This window comes from Rhodococcus sp. 11-3 (assembly GCF_023704055.1).
Taxonomy (GTDB): Bacteria; Actinomycetota; Actinomycetes; order Mycobacteriales; family Mycobacteriaceae; genus Rhodococcus; species Rhodococcus aetherivorans.
In genome coordinates this window covers 5,150,183-5,169,530 of the sequence record NZ_CP080406.1, presented here as the reverse complement: position 1 = coordinate 5,169,530, position 19,348 = coordinate 5,150,183, and the positions used below count along the sequence as shown (strand labels likewise).

Genomic DNA, 19,348 nt, shown 5'->3' with positions numbered 1-19,348 from the left:
CTTCGGGGCACGTCAGCGGCCGGCTCGGGCGAGCAGCTCGCGCGCTTCGTCGCGGCCGTCGAGGACCCGTGCGGTGCGCTTGCGGATCCGCCACCGACCGTCGTTCTTGACGAGTTCGAAGCGGTTGGCCGTTACGCGCCAGACGCGGAAGCCGTTCTCGTCGTGACGCAGCAGCTGCGAATGGCAGGTGGCCACGGCCGTGTCACCCTCGACCCGGATGTGCACAGGGTCGAGGAGGTGTCCGCATCCTTCGTGGATGTAGTCCTGGTGCGGCCGCGTGCGCACCATCTCCATGATCTCCCTGCGGCCGTTCATGGTGCGCATGTCGACGTCGTAGACGGCGTCCTCGGTCCACAATTCGCCCACCGCGTCGGCGTCACCGGCATCGACGGCCGGGCCGTAGGCGGTGACGATCTCCTGGACGGCGATCTTGTCCTCGAGGAGCTGGACGCGGGCGAGGAGGGACTGGACGAGCTGTGCGGTGTCGGTCGCTGCGGTGTCGGTCATCGGGTCTCCTGTTCGGACGGTTCGGCCGGGGCGAAGTCCAGCCCCAGGTCGGTGCCGAGTGCCCGCAGGCACTCGAGTTGTTCGCAGTAGTGTTCGACGCCGGTCGCGGCGACGGTCGCCCCCACGACGGTGGCGCCGGCCTCGCGACGGCGTTCCAGGGACCGGACGGTGCGCTCGCGCGCGCCCAGCGGGTCGACGGGCGCCCCGGTGTCGAGGACGACGTCGAAGCCCGCCGGGAGGTCCACCCGGCCCAGCATCGCGGTCAGGTCGGGCAGGGGCAGACCGAACGGCACCCAGCCGTCGCCGTGGGAGACGGCGCGGCGCAGCGAGCGCAGCGTGCGGCCCCCGATCCACAGCGGGACGCGGGGTTGGACGGCGTGCGGCTCCACGAGCAGGTTCTGGAATTCGTAATAGGACCCGTGGTACTCCGGCAGGCGTCGGGACAACGCGGCGCGCAACGCGGCCAGGGCGTCGTCGGCGCGGGCGCCCCGGTCGTCGAACGGGGCGCCGAGGAGGTCGAACTCCTCGCGCAGGCTGCCCACCCCGAGGCCGAGCGTCAGCCGGCCGCCGCTGAGGACGTCGAGGGTGCCGTAGCGTTTGGCGATCGCGAGCGGGTGGTGGTAACCCAGGACGAGCACCTGGGTGGCGAGCCGGATGCGGTGCGTCCGGGCGGCGAGATAGCTCAGGGTGGCGAGCGGGTCCCAGTAGGTGCCTCCGCGGGTGTCCGCAATGTCCACCGGCACGGCGACGTGCTCACTGCAGGTCAGATGGTGGAAGCCGAGCCGGTCGGCGGTCCGGGCCACCCGGACGAGGTCGTCGACGCCGGCGGCGCGTTCCCACGGTGAGTGCACGCCGGGGTGCTGGACCACGACGGGGCTGACGATTCCGATGCGCATGCGAGCCTCTCCGCTGCCGGGACTGGGAGGGTGTCGGTCCGTTGTACCGGACGGCATCGCTCCGTCGCGGTCGACGTTCCGATGAGCGGGATCCGGGTCGATCGTGGACGCGAGGCGCGTCAGGGTCGCAGGTGGGAGATTCGCGCCGCCGATCACTACTGGTGGCGAGAGTGAGCTGATACACTTTCAGAATTCATTTCAGTTTTCCCGCTCCCACCCCGGGAGCAGATGTATCGGGAGGCCGCAGATGGCAGTCGTCGAAGCAACGGAACCGACAGCTACCTCCGCCCCGCGGCGCGACGTGCCGCCGTCGATGGTCGAACGGATGACACTCATCCTCGACGCGTTCGAGGGCCGGTCCTCGCGGCTGACGCTGGAGGAGGTGGCCTGCCGCACCCGGCTGCCCCGCTCGACCGTGCACCGCATCCTCGATCAGCTCGTGAAGCTGAACTGGGTCGATCACGCATCCTTCGGCTACTGCCTCGGCCGGCGGGCGCTCGGCCTCGGCGGCGGGGACGGCGGCCACGGGGAGATCCGGGCGTCGGCGGCGCCGCTCCTGCACGAGCTGCACATGCAGACCGGCATGGTGGTCCACCTCGCCGTCCTCGACGGCGCCGAGAGCGTCTACCTCGACAAGGTCGGCGGCCGCTTCGCCGCGGCGCTGCCCTCGCGGGTCGGCGGCCGGGCACCGGCGTACACCACTGCCGGCGGCAAGGCGATGCTCGCGTGGCTCGAGCCCGAACGCGTGGACGACCTGTACGAGCGGCGCCTGGCCCGCCGCACCGAGCACACCATCGGTGACCTTGCGACCCTGCACCAGGAACTCAGCCGGATCCGGCAGCGGCGCGGTCTGTCGTTCGAGCGCAGCGAGTCCGTACGCGGCGTTGCCTGCGTCGCCGTCGCGGTGCGCGGGCACGACGGTCCGGTCGCCGCGATCTCGCTGTGTGGCGACGCCCGCACCGCGCAGCTCGAGCGGGTCGCGCCCCTCGTGGTGGATGCCGCCCGGGAGGTCTCCCGCAGCCTCTACCCGGAACTCGGCGCCCCGCGCCGGGGCCGCAGGGCACCCGAACCGCCCGAGAGCACGTGGTCCCCGGACGCGATGGACCGGTTGCTGTCGGTCCAGAGCGGGCAGTGGCTCTAGCGACCAGCGGCGCCAGCGGTCACCAGCTCTGATCGAGACCGCGGCCTGGGCCCCGCCGACAGCGGTTCGTCGGCGCGTCCTGCGCCGCCCCCGGCGGACTGCACCCAGACCGTCGGCGCGCGTGATCCGGCGCCCAACATGTCGAGGATCGGCTGCAGCCGCCGGCGGAACAGCCGATACGGTATGCCGCGGTCCGCGGCACTCCCAGTCGACTTCTGTCCGTGCCGGTGCACTCGAATTCGGTTTCGGACGGGCGTGTCATTGCCGCGGATCGGTGACACCTGCTGGTTCGACGCCTCAGTTCCGCACCGCATCCGATCGGTCGCAACCGAGCCCTCCGAGGCGCTCGTGGTGACCAACGATGTTCCCGTGCAACAGCGGGACAACAAGGGCATGGCGGGCAGGCGGTCGACCCGACCGAGGATGTGATCGCCGAGGCCGTGTCGGCCGAGCACCACAGGCGCATGGCCGCCGTGCTCGACGACTTCACTGCCGCCGCTGCACCGGTGTTCGAGCGGATGGCCCGGCTGGGACACATCAGGATCTGCGCAACGACCTGGATTCCAGCCAAGTGGCCTTCGTGACGGCGGCTGCCATCCGCGGGGTGGAGGAGGTGTGACCACCGACCACTGAATTCACCAGGCACACAGCGGTCTTCACCGGTTTACTACCGACACCGCCGGATCAGGGCGCATGAAGTGCCGACGGGAGTACCCGGAGCAACCCCCGCGCCGAGCGGATGTCGGATGCTCTCCTCGCGCGGCGCCAGTCCGTGCCTGCTTCTCGGGCGCGCGGTACCCAGCTCGCGCGCGTTCCGTGCGGCGCTCGGCCCGGCTGCCACCGCGAGTGCTCGTGCGGGGTCCGGGCTGCAATCCGCTGCAACGTTGAGTGGGCTCGCCCCCTCTCCCTACATTCGTGGCCTGGGTTACACGGCGTGAGACGAGAACCGTCCCGAAGTCTCGTCACGCTCGGGGCCTGAACCTGTGCGGCCGGCCCTCGGACAGAAAGTAGAGGAGAGCAATGGCGCTGAACAAGAGTGCATTACTGAGCGCGTATCGGAAGATGTCGGAGATCCGCGAATTCGAGGACCGGTTGCACGAGGAGAACGCGACCGGCGACATCCCGGGGTTCATCCACCTGTACTCGGGGCAGGAAGCGATCGCAGTCGGTGTGTGCGAGAACCTGAACGACACCGACTACATCGGCTCCACCCACCGCGGGCACGGCCACTGCATTGCCAAGGGGTGTGACCTCGACGGGATGATGGCCGAAATCTTCGGCAAGAACGACGGATTGTGCCACGGCAAGGGCGGATCGATGCACATCGCCGACCTGTCGGTCGGCATGCTCGGCGCGAACGCGATCGTCGGCGGTGCCCCGTCGCTGGCGATCGGCGCTGCGCTGAGCGCCAAGACCCTGGGGAACGGCGGTGTCGCGGCCTCGTTCACCGGCGACGGCGGATCCAATCAGGGCACCGTATTCGAGGCCATGAACATGGCGGTCGTGCTCGAGTTGCCGATCGTCTTCGTCATCGAGAACAACGGATTCGGTGAGGCCACCGGCCGCGACTATGCGGTCGGCACACCGAGTATCGCTGGGCGGGCCGCGTCGTTCGGGATGCCCGCCACCACCGTCGACGGTACCGACTTCTTCGAGGTCCACGAGGCAGCGCGCGAGGCGGTCGAGCGAGCCCGCAGGGGAGGCGGTCCCTCCACCATCGAGGCGGTGGCACACCGCTGGCACGGCCACTTCGAGGGCGACGCCCAGCTGTACCGCACCGCGGACCAGGTCGCCGAACTCCGCAGGACCCAGGATCCGCTGGTGAAGTTCCGCGCGAAGGTCGACGGCAAGAAGGTCACCGCGAAGGAACTCGATGCGATCGACGCCGAGGCTCGTGAACGGGTCGACGTCGCCGTCACGAAGGCGCGAGCTGCCGAGTATCCGCCGCTGACGAACCTGCTGACCGACGTCTACGTGTCGTACTGAGAGAGAGAACGAAAATGACCACGTCGAAGACGACATATCGCGAAGCGATCAAGGCCGCACTCGCACAGGAGATGCAGCGGGACGCGACGGTCGTGCAGATCGGTGAGGACCTGCGCGGTGGTCACGCCGGCACCAATCCGGAACTCGAGTCCGGGAAGGTGGAGGCGTTCGGCGGTGTGCTGGGGGTGACGAAGGGTCTGTGGACCGAGTTCGGTTCCGACCGTGTCATCGACACCCCGATCACCGAGTCCGCGATCATCGGCATGGCAGCCGGCGCTGCTCTGACCGGGCTGCGGCCGGTGGCCGAGTTGATGTTCATGGACTTCTTCGGAGTCTGCTACGACGCGCTCTACAACCAGGCGGCGAAGTTCCGGTACATGTTCGGCGGCAAGGCCCGTACCCCGCTGGTGGTGCGGGGCATGATCGGCGCCGGATTCTCCGCCGCCGCTCAGCACTCGCAGTCACCGTACAACGTGTTCGCCGCCGTTCCCGGCCTCAAGGTCGTCGCCCCGTCGAACGCCTACGACGCCAAAGGCCTGCTGATCCAGTCGATTCGCGACGACGATCCGGTCGTGTTCTGCGAACACAAGACACTCTACGACGTTAAGGGCGAGGTTCCGGACGAGCCGTACACGATCCCGTTCGGTGTCGCCAACTACACCCGTGAAGGCACGGACGTCACGATCATCGCGCTGTCGGCGATGGTGAACGCCGCCAACGCCGCCGCGGACAAGCTGGCCGCCGAGGGGATCTCCGTCGAGGTCGTCGACCCCCGCACGGTGTCGCCGCTCGACGAGGAGGGCATCCTCGAATCCGTGGCGTCCACCGGCCGGGTAGTGATCGCCGACGAGTCCGCGGCGCGCTGCGGGTTCGGTCACGACGTCGCCGCGCTGATCGCGACGCGTGCTTTCGGGTCACTGAAGGCGCCGATCGAACTGGTCACCCCGCCGCACACTCCGGTGCCGTTCTCCCCGGTCCTCGAGCAGGCGTGGCTGCCGAACGCCGCTCGGATCGAGGCCGCCGTCCGCAAGGTTGTGAGTGCCTGACATGAGTGAGATCAAATTGATCGAAGTTCCGAAGTGGGGCCTGTCCATGGAGGAAGGCACCGTGGCGGAGTGGCTGGTCGAGGAGGGAGCGTCCTTTTCGAAGGGCGACCTGATCTGCGAGATCGAGACCAGCAAGATCGCCAACCAGTTGGAGGCGCCGTTCGACGGGGTGCTCCGACGGGTCGTCGCCAAGCCGGGGGAGACGTTGCCGGTCGGTGCGGTGCTGGCGGTGTCGGCCGAGGCTGCAGTCTCCGACGCCGAAATCGAGGAATTCCTCGCCGGCATCGGGGCGGATCAGGTGCCGACCCCGGCCGAGTCCGGGCGCTCACCGGCCGGACAGCCCGCCCCCGCGCAGCCGGATCTCGAGAGCAGCCCGCCGGCGCCGGCGGCCCACGAATCGGTACCGGTGACCGGGGCGACCACCGGGTCCCGTCAGCGGCCCGGTGCGACGATCGTTCCCGATGCCCTGCGAGGACGGACGAACGGTGACGTGTTCGCGACCCCGCACGCCCACCGCTTGGCGGACGAGTTGTCGATCGACCTGGCCCGTGTGACGGGGACCGGCCGGGACGGCCGGATCTCCGTTGCCGACATCCACGACACGATCCGGGCGGCCGGTGGAACCGTCGCACAACCGCCGTCGCCGACGCGGTCAGGTATACCGGGACGTTCCTTCGAGGACGACAGCACCGTCCCGGCCACCCCCGTGGCCCGACGTCTGGCCGCATCCCTCGGGATCAACCTGCACGACTGCCGGGCCACCGGGTCACGCGGCCGGGTGTGTGAGGCCGACGTCCGCGAGGCCGAGCGCCGGTTCCGGCTGCAACCGGAAGTCGTCGCAGCGCCCGAACCCGTCGCGGAGGCGGAGTTCGAGACGATTCCGTTCACCGCGATGCGCAAGGCGATCGGGCAGCGGTTGCAGGAGTCGAAACGCAGCGCCCCGCACTTCCGGCTCACCGCGGACCTGCAGATCGACGATCTTCTGGCCTTGCGGGCAAAGATCAATGCAACCGTTCCGGCCGTCAAGCTGTCGGTCAACGATTTCGTCGTCAAGGCGTGTGCCGCAGCGCTGCGGAAGGTGCCCGATGTCAACGTTCAGTTCGACGAGGCGACACAGTCGGTGCTGCGCTATGCAAGTGCCGACATCTCGGTGGCTGTCGCACTGCCGTCGGGTCTGATCACCCCGATCGTGCGCGGCGCAGACGGCAAGACTCTCGCCGAGATTTCCGGGGAGGTGCAGTCACTGGTGACCAAGGCCAAGACCGGGAAACTGGCGGTCGACGAGTTCCAGGGCGGCACCTTCACGGTGTCCAATCTCGGCATGTTCGGTGTGCGGGAATTCGACGCGATCATCAACCCACCGCAGGGCGCCATCCTCGCGGTCGGTGCCGCACAGGAGCGTCCCGTCGTCGTCGACGGTCAGGTCGTTGCGCGCACGATGCTCACCGTCACGCTCTCGTGCGACCACCGGGTGATCGACGGCGCGCTCGGCGCGACCTTCCTGCGAGAACTCCGGCGTTTCGTCGAGTCACCCGCGCTGATGCTGGTCTGAGAGGTACACCATGACAGAGAAATACGACGTCCTCGTCGTCGGCAGCGGGCCGGGTGGCTATGTCGCCGCAATCCGTGCCGCGCAGCACGGTCTGCGCACCGCCGTCGTCGAGCGGGACCGGCTCGGCGGGATCTGCCTGAACTGGGGGTGCATCCCTACCAAAGCGTTGCTGCACGGTGCCGATGTCGCCCACACGCTGGCGAACCTTCGGCCGCTCGGGTTCAGTGCGAGTGGTGTGGAATTCGACATGGCACGCCTCGTCGAGTTCAGCCGGTCGGTGTCGGGGCGACTGTCCGACGGCATCGGCTACCTGATGAAGAAGAACGGCATCGACGTATTCCGGGGGTCGGCGCGGCTGCTCGACAAGGGAGTCGTCGCAGTGACGGCCGCGGACGAGTCGGTGTCCGAGTATCGGGCCGACCACGTCATCCTGGCCACCGGAGCCCGGCCGCGTTCGGTTCCCGGTGTCGTGCCTGACGGCGACCGGGTCTGGACATACTTCGATGCTCTGGTCCCGTCGGAGCTGCCGAAGTCATTGCTGGTCATCGGATCCGGTGCCATCGGCGTCGAATTCGCGAGTCTGTACAACGATCTCGGGACTGACGTCACCCTCGTCGAATTGGCCCCGCAGATCATGCCGGTCGAGGATGCTGCCGTCGCAGGCCATGTACGGCGGCAGTTCGAGAAGCGAGGCATCGGGATTCACACCGGCGCCTCGGTGTCCGAACTGATGGTCGGCACGGATGCCGTCACCGTGGCCGTCCGGTCGGCCGACGGAACGATCGATGAAGCGACCGTGGACAGAGTTCTCGTTGCGGCCGGAATCCAGGGCAACGTCGAGGGTCTCGGCCTCGAGGAACTCGGTGTCGAAGTCGATCGCGGATTCGTCACCACCGACCAGTGGTGTCGCACTACCGCATTCGGCGTGTACGCGATCGGTGACGTGGCGGGCGCACCCTGCCTCGCCCACAAGGCCAGCCACGAAGCCGTGCTGTGTGTGGACAAGCTCGCCGGTGCGGATCACGTCCGGCCGTTGGACCGCGACTACGTTCCGGGCTGTACCTACGCGAGGCCGCAGGTCGCCAGCCTCGGTCTCACCGAAGAACGAGCGCGTGCGACCGGCCGTCGCCTGCAGATCGGGCAGTTCGATCTGCAGGCGTCCGGAAAGGCGCTCGCGATCGGCGAAGCCGACGGCTTCGTGAAGACGATCTTCGACGCCGACAGCGGCGAACTCCTCGGTGCCCACATGGTCGGCCCGGATGTCACCGAGCAGATTCAGGGATTCGGCATCGCTCGATCCCTGGAGGCGACCGCCGACGATCTCGCCGAGGTCGTCTTCGCGCACCCGACACTGTCGGAGGCGATGCACGAATCGGTTCTGGCCGCACTGGGCCGTCCGATCAACATGTAGCAAGTCCCGCCGAACCGCGGACCCGGGTGGGACCGTGGTTCGGCGGGAACTCACGCCCAGGAATCGAACAAAACGTGAATCCCATACCTGGAACATCACCCGAGGGGCCGGTTCCGTCGGGCCGCAGATTGCTTCGACTGGAGGTCCGCAATGCGCAAACCCCCATCGAACGCAAGCCGAACTGGATCAAGACCCGCGTCAAGACGAGTCCTGCGTACGCCGAACTCGAGAGCCTGGTCGAACGCGAAGGACTGCACACGGTGTGTGCGGAAGCCGGCTGCCCCAACATCTTCGAATGCTGGGAAGACCGCGAAGCCACGTTCCTGATCGGCGGTCGGCAGTGCACGCGCCGCTGCGACTTCTGCCAGATCGACACCGGCAAACCCACCGACCTCGACCGGGACGAGCCCCGCCGCGTCGCCGAGTCCGTGCACGCGATGGGACTTCGGTACTCCACCATCACCGGGGTTGCCCGCGACGACCTGCCCGACGGCGGCGCCTGGCTCTACGCCGAAACCGTCCGACAGATCCACGCCCTCAACCCCGGGACCGGCGTCGAGAATCTCGTCCCCGACTTCAGCGGAAGGCCCGACCTGCTGGCTGAGGTGTTCGACTCCCGGCCCGAGGTGCTCGCCCACAACCTCGAGACCGTGCCGCGGATCTTCAAGCAGATCCGCCCCGCGTTTCGCTACGAACGCTCGCTCGGTGTGCTCGCCGCGGCCCGCGACTTCGGCCTGATCACCAAGTCGAACCTGATCCTCGGTATGGGGGAGACCCCACAGGAAGTGCAGCAGGCGATGATCGACCTGCACGATGCCGGCTGCGACATCCTCACCATCACCCAGTATCTGCGTCCCTCGCCGCGGCACCACCCGGTAGAGCGGTGGGTCGAGCCGGAAGAATTCGTCGAGTACTCGAAGGCCGCCGAGGAGGTCGGTTTCGCCGGCGTCCTGGCGGGGCCGCTCGTGCGTTCCTCGTACCGCGCCGGCCGCCTCTACGCCGACGCCATGGCTCACCACCGCCGTGAACTCGCGGCTCCCCTCAGCCATCTCGCCGAAGCGCACCCGTCAGGAGATTGACCACATGAGTTCCGCTATCGAAGACAACCGCATCATCGAATTCGCCCGTCGCCGGCTGCCGTACGGGGGCGGAAGTCCCGGCGACCTTCTGGTCGAATTCGGTATGACCCCAGCCGATTATCTGATCCGGTTGGGTGAGATCTGCGACAGCCCTGTCGCCTTACGACTGCACCCCCGGTTACGTGCGGACCTGCGCAACTTCGTCGCTGCGCGCACCCCTGCGCCGCGCGCCGCGCCGAATCGGAGCGACCAGGTTCGGAGAGGATCCCGGTCCGCCGCGGTGTGAGCCCCGGGAGCAGGGCACGCGTGCCCCCGGATTCGTCGACACGGAGGCGGCGGGGTTCGGAGCGAGATGTTCGCAGGCGGAATGTCACCTGATCACACGGACTTCGACACCGTCCGCGAACCGGTACGGCTGGGGCGTCAGCACTGGGCCGAGGCTCTTGCGCAGCCGGGAGACCTCGGCGCGGACGGCAACGATGTGGTCCCGGTCGCCGAACAGGGCCTCGCTCAACGACGCGGCATCGATACCGGCCGATCGGGTACGTGCCAATACCCTCAGAATCTGCGCGTGCCGCGGTGACAGGGCACGCGTCCATTCCATCTCCCCCCGCACCGTCGCCCGAGGGGCCGCCCCCAGGTCGAGTTCGAGTTCGATGGCCGTCCGTTCCGTGCGGCGGCGCACCAACCATGCGTCACCGAGCGGTTCGGGTACGCAAAGTCCGAGACCGGGCACGAGCAGCGGTCGGTCGGCCTCCGGTGATGCCAGTCGTTCGGGAACGCCGATGCCGCTGGCTGCCACGACCCAGCCGTGACCGTCCACGACGACAGCAGGCCCGCACGTCCTTGCGAGAACCGGCGCCGCGTCAGTACGGAGCCTTTCGAGGTGGGCGGCATGCTCGCGCCAGAGCATCGACTCAGCCAACCGCACAGCCGTCTGCACGAGGGCCACGGTGGCCGGATGCACCGACATCGCCGACCCGCTGAGATCCAGTACGCCGAGTACCTCGCCGGAGCGTGGATCGTGGACCGGTGACCCCGTACACGACCAGCCGTAGTGGGACCGCGCATAGTGTTCGGCCGAGAAGAGCTGTACCGGAGCGTCCTCGACCAGCGACGTGCCGACAGAATTGGTGCCTACCGACTTCTCCGACCAGCGGGCGCCTTCCACGAATCCGAGGACGTCAGCTTCCCTCTGCACGTCGCGTGCACCCTCTCGCCACAGCACCACCCCGTCCGAGTCGGCGACGACCACGATGAAGTTCGCGTCGCTCGCCACCTCGGTCAAGGCGCCGCGTAGCTCGGGCAGAACCGACCTCAGGGCACTTCGTGCACGGCGAGCTTCGAGTTCGGAGACGTCCGCGAGTACGACGTCCTCACACCGGGCGGGACTGACACCGTCTGCCCGAAGACGCGACCACGACCGGGCGACAACGTCACGCGGAGGCACCGGCGGCGTCCGACCGGACATCACCGCGTCGTGGACGTCGCTCAACAATCGGGCGCGTCGCGACAAGTCTTCACCGGAACCGAAAGCGAGCAACCGTTGGCGCGCCGAACTGGCCCTACTCACACCGTTCAGCCTACCGTCAGGAGTGTGAGCCGCACCATGGCCCCTGCCGTCTGCGGCCATCAGGAACGCGGAAGTCGTCGACGATCTCACACACTCGTCGAGGAGTGGTTCGTTGCCGGCGCCTGCGACGGATTCAACCTGATGTGTCCGGCGTATCCGGATTCGCTGGATGACTTCGTCGACCTCGTCGTCCCGGAACTGCAGCGCCGCGGCCTGTTTCGCACCACGTACCCGGGTACCACGTGGCGCGACAGTCTGGGAATGTGGTCCTTCGCGTAAATGCGCTCGGGTGACGGCGCCGCTCGGGTAGTGCACAGCGCGGTTATGGGTCCTGCTCGTCGAGCACCCGCCCGATGAAGCCACCGAGTCGGGTCTCGAGGTGGCGGATCCGAGTCTCGCTGGGCAGTGCTCGATCGGGCTGATTGCCGGTCAGTGGCAGCAGCTCTCGCACATACAGTGAGCACGCGAAGTTGCTGCACATGTAGGTTCCGATGCTGTTTCCGGCCTTGCCGCCGGCGCCGGCCTTGCGTGCCGTGAACAGCGCCGTTCCGCCGATGCGGTGAACGGCGTGGCAGATGGTGCACATCGTGCTGCGCGGCCGGGACCTGTCGGTCTCGGCCTGTCGCAACTCGATTCCGACCACCTGCCCGGCGTGCTGGGCAATCAGATACGCGCGAAGCGGGGCTCGGGGGTCCGTCCAGCCGAAGAAGTCGAGTTCCGCCCAGCGCACGGTGTCGAAGTCGGGCGGGAACGTCACCGTCCTGATCTTGCTGCGCGAGCTGTTGACGAACGATCCGAGGACGTCGTCGCGGGACGGTGCCTGCATCACCACTATTCCTTCCACGTTTGATTCATGAAACAAGTGGAGTATAAACTCGCGGGCATGGGTCGCCACAAGGATGTCGAGCGTCGGCGGGCACTCCTCGAGGGCTGCTGCGCCTACGCCGAGGAGCAGGGGCTGTTCGGTCTCACCCTGCGCCCGCTGGCCGATCGGCTCGAAACGTCGACCCGAAATCTCCTCCACCACTTCGGCAGTCGTGAGAACCTGATCGTCGAGATCGTCGACCGCACCCTGGTGACCCATCTGACCGCGTCGCGGGATCTGCTCCTGCGGATCCGCGATCTCTCGGCCGACGAGTCGTCGCCGTCGGCGACCGCCGCCCACGTGACCGCCGTGATCTCGCAGGGGCTCGAGATGGCGTGGGCGGAAGCGCACACGCCGGATGGGCGCCGGCGAACCGCCATGTTCTTCGAGATCTATGCCGCGGCGACGCGGGATCCCGAGCTGCAGCAGACATTCCTCGTCCCGGTGGTGACGGAATGGGTCGACCCCATGGCCGCGGCGATCGAGGCCGCGGGCGCGTCACCGGGCGCGGCCCGGTCCGTCGCCTCGCGCATCCTCGCGGCCCATCGAGGTCTTCTCCTCGAGGATCTCGCGCTCGGCTGCAACGTCGCCACCGATGCCGCGCACCGGGACGCCGTCCTGGCGGTCCGTACCGAGATCTCCCGTGCGACTTCCTCGGGCGGGGAAGGGGTCCATGACCCGGCGGAGTGAGCAGCCCGCCAGTCGTTCGTCGCGATCTCGTTCGCACCGCGGTTCCGGGCTTTCCCGTCGTCGCCGGGGTCGCCGGCCGGCCTGGTATCGAGCCCCGGCTCGATCGGCTGACCGGCACGAGCTGCCGGACCTTTCCTGGGCACCTGTTCTCGCCAGGCTCGCAATCTTCGACACACCGGTCTTGCTAACGATAACGATTATCAGTAGCTTCTGTGGCGCTGGGTACTGCGGGAGATGCGAGCGGAAGGCCACGTGTGGCACACCTACTGCTGGTGGAGAGCTGGGTCGGCGCAATGGGAACGTTGCTGCCGAGAGCGATTGCCGACCTGGGAGTCGAGTTCACGTTCCTGACCCGACGGCCGGAGCACTACCCGGACACCCTGCCGGACGGTTCCCCGCATCCGCTGCGTCTCGGTCGCGCGGTAGCGACTGCCGAGACCAACGATCCGGCTGCCGCACTCGAGGCGGCGCGGCGGATCGATGCCGAGGCAAGGATCGACGGCGTCCTCACCAGCTGCGACTACTACCTGCCGACCGCCGCGCGAATTGCCTCCGCACTCGGACTTCCCGGTCCGACACCCGAGGCGATCGAGACCGCCTGCGACAAGGCGCGCACCCGGGCGGTGTTGGATTGCGTCGGTGTCCCGGGGCCGCGGCACACCACCGCGTCGGTCGACGACACGATCCGGCTCCGTACCGCGGCCGAGTCGGTGGGATTCCCCTTGGTGGTCAAACCCACCGATCTGTGTGCGGGAATGTTCGTGCGACGCGCGGACAGTTGGCTGGATGTCGAGTCGGCGGTGCACGCGCTGCGGGGGTTCGAGATCAATGCGCGCGGGCAGCGGCGGAACTCGACGGTGTTGCTCGAGGAGTTCCTCACCGGCCCGGAATTCAGTGTGGAGAGCTGGATTTCGCGCGGCAAGGTCCACACGGTCGGCGTGACCGACAAGAGCTTGGGTGGGGCGTCGGGTTTCGTGGAGACCGGGCACATGTTCCCGGCCGACCTGGCTGAGGGGGACCGCGCGAGAGTGGTGGCCGCCGCGGAGGAGGCGATCGATGCGGTGGGTCTCGATCACGGTGTGGTGCACACCGAACTACGCCTGACCGCCGCCGGGCCGCGGATCATCGAGATCAATCCACGGCCGGCCGGCAATCAGATCACCGAGCTGATCCGGCATGTGAGCGGAGTCGACCTGCCGCGGGTGGCGGTCGAGCTCGCACTGGGACGCGAGCCGATCGTCCCGACGGTCCCGGACGAGGACCGTGACGGCGGACGGCCCTCGAGCGCAGCCGTGAGCATGCTGGTGCCGACGAGGGCGGGTGTTGTCACCGGAATCGAGGGAGTGGACACCGTCGCAGCCGATCCGTCGGTGGTCTCGGCGGCGTTCAAGGGGCCCGGTCACCGAACCACGCCGGGAATGGACAACAACAGCTACCTGGGCAGCGTCGTCGTCATCTCGCCGGAGCGGTCCGGGGCCCGCCCGCTGGCGGAGCGCCTGTTGTCGTCGATCTCCGCCACATACGGCGAGGAGCCGGCGTCATGACCGCCGCCTCAGCGATCGGTACCGTGACGAACGGTCGCCTGGCTGCGCTTCTCGAGCGCTACCGCACCGACCCTGCCCGGCGTCCCGCGCGCGACGTGGTGGTGTCGGTTGCGTTCACCACGTCACAGGGAGTACGGCACGGCGGGCGCAGTGGCGGCTACCGCAACCAGGTGATCTCGCTGCGGGTGGGGGCTGCGACGGGCTCGTGCGCGGTCGAGCCGGGCTCGGTGGATCCGGAGATCGTGCACGCGTGCGCAGGGGTGGCGGTGGCCGATCTGCTGCACCATGCCGAGATCGCCGTGCAGATCGCCGCACTCGACGCTTACCTGACGCACCAGCGCCCGCACTCGGGTGAGCCCCGCGCAGTGACGGTGCAGCTGGATTCCGGGGATTCGCTGCAGCGCTCGCTGGCCCGGGCGCATCACGTGACCGGGCTGGTCGACGCACCACCCGACGGGCGGGTGCTGGTGATCGGAGTGGTCAACTCGCTGCTCGTCAGCTTGCGCGAGCGCGGGCTGCGGTACGTGCCGTGTGATCTGAAGGGCGGCACCACCGAGTGGGGTGAGCCGATCGTTACCGACTTCGCCGAGCATCTCGACGAGTGTGATGCGGTGCTGGCCAGCGGAATGATGCTGGGCAACGGCACCGTCGACACCTTGTTCGCGCGGGTGGCAGGGTCCGGCCGGCGGCTTCCGGTCACGATGTTCGCCCAGAGTGGCGCCGCGGTCGCCCGGGAGTTGCTCGGACGCGGCATCGACGCACTCTCCGCCGAGCCGTACCCGTTCTTCTGGCTGACCGGGGACGCCGGCCCGATCTACCTGTACCACGGGTCGCGTGCACGATGACCGTGATCGATTCGCCGGCGCGGGTGGGGAACAGCCCACTCGTGCGCATCCTCACCCCGGTGCCGAACCCGCATCCGGGCTACTTCGCGAAGATCGAGTCGCTCGGCTTCGGTGGGCTCAAGGCGCGGTCGGCCCTGTCGATGCTGGCCGGTGCCCGGCGACGCGGGGAACTGCGTGACGGCGCGCGGATCGTCGAATCCACCAGCGGCACTTTGGGGGTCGGGCTGGCATACGTGGCACAGCCACTCGGCCACCCCGTCACCCTGGTGGTGGACTGCGAGCTCGAACCCGCCATGCGCAATCTGCTGTGCGCGCTGGGTGCCACCTTGGAGATCGTGGGCCGTCCGCACCCGGAGGGCGGGTGGCAGCAGGCCAGGCTCGACGTCCTGCACCAAATTCTTGCCGCCGACCCGGATGCGTACTGGCCCAACCAGTACGACAATCCCGACAACGCCGTGGGCTACCACGGGCTCGCCGACGAGATCGTCGCGGGCCTGGCCGCACAGGGTATCGAGCGGGCCGAGGTGCTTGTGTGCAGTGTGGGCACCGGCGGCCACAGCAGCGGAGTGGGTCTGCGGTTGCGGCAGGTGTGGCCGGACCTGCGGATCATCGGGGTCGATGCGGTGGGGTCGACGATCTTCGGACAGCCTGCCGCCTGCCGGGTCATGCGGGGACTGGGCAGCAGCGTGCATCCGGGCAATGTGCGATACGAGATGTTCGACGAGGTGCACTGGGTCGGCCCGCGCGAGGCCGTGCACGCCTGCCGCAGCCTGGCGCGGGACGGGTTCCACACCGGCGGCTGGTCGACGGGTGCGGTGGCCACGGTGGCCGGGTGGGCGGCCACCCGCTGGCCGGGCCCGGTGGTCACCGTCTTTCCGGACGGCCCCGACCGCTACCTGCGCACCATCTTCGACGACGACTGGTGCGCTCGGCACGGCCTGCTCGCTCCGCCGCGAACACATCCGCACGAGATCGCCGAGTGCGGTGACCCGGCGGAGTGCTGGACGCGGTGCGAATCCGTGCGGGCCCCGCACCCGTCGGCGAGGGACCGGATGGAGACGGCGCGATGAGCCTGACCTGGTCGGTGAGCACCCTCGCCCTGGCCCGGCCGTTCCGGATCAGCCGGGCGGTGATGTCGTCCCGCCAGGCGGTCACGGTCACCGTGACCGATCCCGAAACGGGATCGTGCGGCCGCGGCGAGGTCGTCACCTCCGTGTTCGCGGGCCTGGACGTGCACCACATCGAGACCCAGCTGCGGGCAGTCGCGGCGTACTGCGGTGCCCGAGGGATCCCCGAAACGATTCCGGCACAGGTGCACCCGGCGGTTGCCGGCGCCGTGTGGTCCGCCGTCGCCGACTACCGGGCACGCGTGAACAGGCAGACGGTCGCTGCGCACCTCGGGTTGCCGCTGCCCGCCGAGATCCCGATCTCCCGCACCCTCGGAATCGGTGCGCCCCAGGACATGGCCGCCGAGGCCGCCGAGTTGTCCGGGTGTGGGTTCGCTCTGCTGAAGGTCAAGACCGACGCCGACCCGACCGAATCGGTACGGCGGCTGGCCGCCATCGCCGCTGCCGCTCCAGGCGTGGATCTGATCGTCGACCCGAACGAAGCGTGGACCGCGGCCACCGCCCTGTCGGTGCTCGCCGACAGCGGTGGTCTGCCGATCGTCGCGCTCGAACAACCGCTGCCGGTGCACGACCGCGACGGAATGCGGGAGCTGCGCAGCCGCACCGATCTTCCGCTCGTCGCGGACGAGGCCGTCCACGGCCTGGCGGACCTGGACGAGCTGACCGGCCTCGCGGACGTGGTGAACATCAAACTCGCCAAGTGCGGCGGCATCTACCGCGCCCACGCACTGGCCGCGGCGACCGGCGCGCGCGGAATGGAGGTGATGCTCGGCTGCCTGGTGTGCAGCTCGCTGGGTATCGCCCCCGCGGCGCAGCTGGCGTCCCTGGCCCGATGGTGCGACCTGGACGGGCACCTGCTGCTCGCCCGAGACCCGTGGGCCGGCCTCGGGGGTGAAGACGGAAAGCTGCGCCCGAGCGGCCTGCCCGGACTCGGCGTGTACCGACCCGACAACGAGGAAACACGATGACCGGCACCGACTCCCCGGCAGGGACATTCGCTCTGCTGCGCAGCTTCCCCCGCTCGGTACAACTGCTGGTGCTCAACCAGTACGGCGTCAACACCGGCTTCTACATGCTGGTGCCGTACCTGTCCATGCATCTGACCGGGAACCTGGGTCTGTCCCTGACGATCACCGGCCTGGTCCTCGGGGTGCGTACCCTCAGCCAGCAGGGCTTGTTCCTGATTGGGGGGACCGCTGCCGACCGGCTCGGACCCCATCGGGTCATCATCGCCGGCTGTGCCCTGCGGTCGGTGGGCTTCGCAGTGTTCGCTGTGGGCACCAGCGTGCCGCTGCTGCTTCTCGCCTCAGTTCTGTCGGGATTGGCTGGGGCTCTGTTCAATCCGGCCGTGCGCTCATACATCGCGGTCGCCGAACCCCGGCGCCGGGCGGAGGCGTTCGCGGTCTTCAACGTCTTCGCACAGGCGGGGGCACTGTCCGGACCGCTGATCGGCAGCGCGCTGCTGACGGTGGACTTCCGTACCGTCGCCGTCGCCGCGGCGGCCGTCTTCGCCGCCCTCACCCTGGCGCAGTTGCGGTTTCTGCCCTCCCACCCGGTGGACCGCGCCGAGACGACGGTGCTCCGCGGCTGGGGTGCGGTGCTGGCCGACCGCCGGTTCGTGCTCTTCACCGTGACCATGCTCGGGATGTTCGCCCTGCAGACGCAGATGTACCTGGTGTATCCGGTGCTGGCCGGGCGGATCACCGACTGGAGTGGGGCAGTGGCGGTGCTGTTCCTGTCCACCACCGTCTTCGGTCTGCTCGCCCAGGTGCGGCTGACCCGATGGTTCGATCGCCACACCAGCCGGGGCACGGCCATCACGGCGGGGCTGATGTTGATGGGCGCCGCGTTCGTGGTGGCACTGCCGGTCCTGTGGGGCGAACCCTCCCACGGCGCGGGACGGATCGGGCTGACGCTGGCGCCGTTGTTGCTTTCCGCCCTGATCCTCGAAGCGGGCATCCTGATCGCGCAGCCGTTCGTGATGGAACTGATCCCGGCATACGGGGCGTCGAACATCTCCGGAACTCTGTTCGGGATGTTCTACCTGGTCTCCGGGGTGGCCGCCGCCGGCGGCAATGCGTTGATCGGGTACGGCCTCGACCTGGGCAACGGGTGGCCCGGTGCGCTGGTGTGCGTCGCCCTTGCGTGGGGTTCGGCCACCGGGATCTGGCTGTTGCACCGCCGCGGCCTGCTCGCCGACCAGGCCGGAGCGCGGACATGACCACGGCTGCAGGGGCTCGGAACCTGTTGACGGACAACCCCGCTCTGTACGAGGCACGATTCCCCGACCCCGACCACAGTGCCGCCCGGTTCGTCGACGACATTCTCGCGACCTACCTGACCTCCGACGACGCGGCGCCGCGGACACACCCGGCGACGGTGCTGGACCTGGGCTGCGGCACCGGCCGCGACCTGGGATACCTGGCCCGGCGGGGATACCGTTGCCTGGGCATCGACCAATCCCCGGCGATGGTGCGATACGCGCAACAACAGTATCCCGGCGTGAGAGCCGCGGTCGGCGACCTGCGCACCTTCGAGGTCGACGCGAGCGTCGACGCCATCGTCTGCCTCGACAGTGCCCTGCTGTACTGCCACACCGACGCCGAGCTGGAATCGTGCCTGCGCTGCTGCCGCAGGCACCTACGTCCCGGTGGGTTGCTGATCGCCGAAATGCGCAACGGCGCCTTCTTCCTCGGCAACCCCGAACTCCTCGACGGCCCCACCCACTCGGCCTTCTCCTGGCACGGTCACACCTGGCGGGCGGAGACCACCCTGTGGATCGACCACGCCGCACAGCTGCTACGCCGCCGCCGGCAGTGGCAGATCCCCGAGTGCACCGAGCCCCTCGTCCAAACCTCGGCGTGGCGGCTGCTGTTTCCGCTGGAGCTGACCGGCCACCTGCAGCGCGCCGGATTCGTGGTTCGGGCACTGTTCGACACGCCCGGACCCCGCACCGAGACCGGCTGGCCGGGACGAGGAACCGATCTCGGCGGCACTGCTCTCTGCGGCGACCGGCTGCACGTGATCGCCGAGGCCGTCTGATTCACCCCCACGCTCCACCCCGACCCGCTCGATCCACTGCCCGA

General features: G+C 68.7%; 19 protein-coding genes and 1 pseudogene. 16 read left to right on the top strand and 4 right to left on the bottom strand.

Annotated features, from left to right (window positions below):
• Window positions 1–12 precede the first annotated feature (12 nt).
• Both KZJ41_RS23775 and KZJ41_RS23770 read right to left on the bottom strand, forming a co-directional pair.
• Window positions 13–507, bottom strand: coding sequence for a nuclear transport factor 2 family protein (locus tag KZJ41_RS23775; RefSeq protein ID WP_050035890.1), 495 nt, complete (start codon window positions 505–507; stop codon window positions 13–15).
• Complete coding sequence (locus KZJ41_RS23770) at window positions 504–1,403, bottom strand: TIGR03619 family F420-dependent LLM class oxidoreductase (protein WP_168580100.1); 900 nt, start codon at window positions 1,401–1,403, stop codon at window positions 504–506. The genes KZJ41_RS23775 and KZJ41_RS23770 overlap by 4 nt, the downstream gene beginning before the upstream one ends.
• Before the next feature lie 247 nt (window positions 1,404–1,650).
• On the opposite strand from KZJ41_RS23770, the gene KZJ41_RS23765 reads away from it, so the two are divergent.
• The 8 genes from KZJ41_RS23765 (at window position 1,651) to KZJ41_RS23730 (ending at window position 9,904) form a co-directional block, all read left to right on the top strand.
• Window positions 1,651–2,544, top strand: a complete 894-nt coding sequence (locus tag KZJ41_RS23765) for an IclR family transcriptional regulator (protein WP_043798636.1) — start codon at window positions 1,651–1,653, stop codon at window positions 2,542–2,544.
• Between the two features lie 425 nt (window positions 2,545–2,969).
• Window positions 2,970–3,128, top strand: a complete 159-nt coding sequence (locus KZJ41_RS23760) for a hypothetical protein (RefSeq protein ID WP_168580098.1) — start codon at window positions 2,970–2,972, stop codon at window positions 3,126–3,128.
• Window positions 3,129–3,564: 436 nt separating this feature from the next.
• Entirely contained in the window at window positions 3,565–4,530 is a 966-nt protein-coding gene (locus tag KZJ41_RS23755) for a thiamine pyrophosphate-dependent dehydrogenase E1 component subunit alpha (protein ID WP_006944220.1), read from the top strand.
• A 14-nt stretch (window positions 4,531–4,544) separates the two neighbouring features.
• Window positions 4,545–5,576 carry an alpha-ketoacid dehydrogenase subunit beta gene (locus tag KZJ41_RS23750; protein ID WP_006944221.1) on the top strand — a complete coding sequence of 344 codons (1,032 nt, stop codon included), beginning with the start codon at window positions 4,545–4,547 and terminating at the stop codon, window positions 5,574–5,576.
• Window position 5,577: 1 nt separating this feature from the next.
• Window positions 5,578–7,128: a 2-oxo acid dehydrogenase subunit E2 gene (locus KZJ41_RS23745; protein WP_203329901.1), complete on the top strand. Its 1,551-nt coding sequence runs from the start codon at window positions 5,578–5,580 to the stop codon at window positions 7,126–7,128.
• Window positions 7,129–7,138: 10 nt separating this feature from the next.
• Window positions 7,139–8,539 (top strand): dihydrolipoyl dehydrogenase, encoded by a 1,401-nt coding sequence (gene lpdA, locus KZJ41_RS23740; protein ID WP_251549726.1) that lies wholly within the window; start codon window positions 7,139–7,141, stop codon window positions 8,537–8,539.
• A gap of 74 nt (window positions 8,540–8,613) precedes the next feature.
• Window positions 8,614–9,618, top strand: coding sequence for a lipoyl synthase (gene lipA / locus KZJ41_RS23735; RefSeq protein WP_044476367.1), 1,005 nt, complete (start codon window positions 8,614–8,616; stop codon window positions 9,616–9,618).
• Between the two features lie 4 nt (window positions 9,619–9,622).
• Window positions 9,623–9,904, top strand: coding sequence for a DUF3263 domain-containing protein (locus tag KZJ41_RS23730; protein ID WP_251549724.1), 282 nt, complete (start codon window positions 9,623–9,625; stop codon window positions 9,902–9,904).
• A gap of 84 nt (window positions 9,905–9,988) precedes the next feature.
• Here KZJ41_RS23730 and KZJ41_RS23725 read toward each other — a convergent pair whose 3' ends face one another.
• On the bottom strand, window positions 9,989–11,116 hold the full coding sequence (locus KZJ41_RS23725) for a helix-turn-helix domain-containing protein (protein WP_185713515.1): 1,128 nt from the start codon (window positions 11,114–11,116) through the stop codon (window positions 9,989–9,991).
• Window positions 11,117–11,287: 171 nt separating this feature from the next.
• On the opposite strand from KZJ41_RS23725, the pseudogene KZJ41_RS23720 reads away from it, so the two are divergent.
• Window positions 11,288–11,470: pseudogene (locus KZJ41_RS23720) on the top strand (LLM class flavin-dependent oxidoreductase); the annotation flags it as partial.
• Window positions 11,471–11,513: 43 nt separating this feature from the next.
• On the opposite strand, the gene KZJ41_RS23715 reads toward KZJ41_RS23720, so the two are convergent.
• Complete coding sequence (locus KZJ41_RS23715) at window positions 11,514–12,017, bottom strand: FBP domain-containing protein (protein WP_251549721.1); 504 nt, start codon at window positions 12,015–12,017, stop codon at window positions 11,514–11,516.
• Window positions 12,018–12,044: 27 nt separating this feature from the next.
• Between KZJ41_RS23715 and KZJ41_RS23710 the strand changes: the two genes are divergently transcribed.
• From KZJ41_RS23710 to KZJ41_RS23680, 7 genes are all read left to right on the top strand, one after another.
• Window positions 12,045–12,746, top strand: a complete 702-nt coding sequence (locus tag KZJ41_RS23710; RefSeq protein WP_251549719.1) for a TetR/AcrR family transcriptional regulator — start codon at window positions 12,045–12,047, stop codon at window positions 12,744–12,746.
• Window positions 12,747–13,000: 254 nt separating this feature from the next.
• Window positions 13,001–14,290 carry an ATP-grasp domain-containing protein gene (locus KZJ41_RS23705; protein WP_006944236.1) on the top strand — a complete coding sequence of 430 codons (1,290 nt, stop codon included), beginning with the start codon at window positions 13,001–13,003 and terminating at the stop codon, window positions 14,288–14,290.
• Complete coding sequence (locus tag KZJ41_RS23700) at window positions 14,287–15,135, top strand: hypothetical protein (protein ID WP_006944243.1); 849 nt, start codon at window positions 14,287–14,289, stop codon at window positions 15,133–15,135. Before KZJ41_RS23705 ends, KZJ41_RS23700 begins: the two co-directional genes overlap by 4 nt.
• The gene (locus tag KZJ41_RS23695) at window positions 15,132–16,205 is read left to right on the top strand and encodes a PLP-dependent cysteine synthase family protein (protein ID WP_029545965.1); all 1,074 of its coding nucleotides are present in this window, start codon (window positions 15,132–15,134) and stop codon (window positions 16,203–16,205) included. Before KZJ41_RS23700 ends, KZJ41_RS23695 begins: the two co-directional genes overlap by 4 nt.
• Window positions 16,202–17,230 (top strand): enolase C-terminal domain-like protein, encoded by a 1,029-nt coding sequence (locus KZJ41_RS23690; protein WP_006944246.1) that lies wholly within the window; start codon window positions 16,202–16,204, stop codon window positions 17,228–17,230. Before KZJ41_RS23695 ends, KZJ41_RS23690 begins: the two co-directional genes overlap by 4 nt.
• Entirely contained in the window at window positions 17,227–18,483 is a 1,257-nt protein-coding gene (locus KZJ41_RS23685; RefSeq protein WP_006944254.1) for an MFS transporter, read from the top strand. Before KZJ41_RS23690 ends, KZJ41_RS23685 begins: the two co-directional genes overlap by 4 nt.
• Window positions 18,480–19,304 carry a trans-aconitate 2-methyltransferase gene (locus KZJ41_RS23680; protein WP_006944257.1) on the top strand — a complete coding sequence of 275 codons (825 nt, stop codon included), beginning with the start codon at window positions 18,480–18,482 and terminating at the stop codon, window positions 19,302–19,304. The genes KZJ41_RS23685 and KZJ41_RS23680 overlap by 4 nt, the downstream gene beginning before the upstream one ends.
• Window positions 19,305–19,348: the final 44 nt, after the last annotated feature.

Excerpts from the sequence above, each read along its gene's own strand:
- KZJ41_RS23775 (WP_050035890.1), bottom strand. The coding sequence starts at position 507 with ATGACCGACACCGCAGCGACCGACACCGCACAGCTCGTCCAGTCCCTC.
- KZJ41_RS23770 (WP_168580100.1), bottom strand. The coding sequence starts at position 1,403 with ATGCGCATCGGAATCGTCAGCCCCGTCGTGGTCCAGCACCCCGGCGTG.
- KZJ41_RS23765 (WP_043798636.1), top strand. The coding sequence starts at position 1,651 with ATGGCAGTCGTCGAAGCAACGGAACCGACAGCTACCTCCGCCCCGCGG.
- KZJ41_RS23755 (WP_006944220.1), top strand. The coding sequence starts at position 3,565 with ATGGCGCTGAACAAGAGTGCATTACTGAGCGCGTATCGGAAGATGTCG.
- KZJ41_RS23750 (WP_006944221.1), top strand. The coding sequence starts at position 4,545 with ATGACCACGTCGAAGACGACATATCGCGAAGCGATCAAGGCCGCACTC.
- KZJ41_RS23745 (WP_203329901.1), top strand. The coding sequence starts at position 5,578 with ATGAGTGAGATCAAATTGATCGAAGTTCCGAAGTGGGGCCTGTCCATG.
- lpdA (WP_251549726.1), top strand. The coding sequence starts at position 7,139 with ATGACAGAGAAATACGACGTCCTCGTCGTCGGCAGCGGGCCGGGTGGC.
- KZJ41_RS23730 (WP_251549724.1), top strand. The coding sequence starts at position 9,623 with ATGAGTTCCGCTATCGAAGACAACCGCATCATCGAATTCGCCCGTCGC.
- KZJ41_RS23715 (WP_251549721.1), bottom strand. The coding sequence starts at position 12,017 with ATGCAGGCACCGTCCCGCGACGACGTCCTCGGATCGTTCGTCAACAGC.
- KZJ41_RS23710 (WP_251549719.1), top strand. The coding sequence starts at position 12,045 with ATGAAACAAGTGGAGTATAAACTCGCGGGCATGGGTCGCCACAAGGAT.
- KZJ41_RS23700 (WP_006944243.1), top strand. The coding sequence starts at position 14,287 with ATGACCGCCGCCTCAGCGATCGGTACCGTGACGAACGGTCGCCTGGCT.
- KZJ41_RS23695 (WP_029545965.1), top strand. The coding sequence starts at position 15,132 with ATGACCGTGATCGATTCGCCGGCGCGGGTGGGGAACAGCCCACTCGTG.
- KZJ41_RS23690 (WP_006944246.1), top strand. The coding sequence starts at position 16,202 with ATGAGCCTGACCTGGTCGGTGAGCACCCTCGCCCTGGCCCGGCCGTTC.
- KZJ41_RS23685 (WP_006944254.1), top strand. The coding sequence starts at position 17,227 with ATGACCGGCACCGACTCCCCGGCAGGGACATTCGCTCTGCTGCGCAGC.
- KZJ41_RS23680 (WP_006944257.1), top strand. The coding sequence starts at position 18,480 with ATGACCACGGCTGCAGGGGCTCGGAACCTGTTGACGGACAACCCCGCT.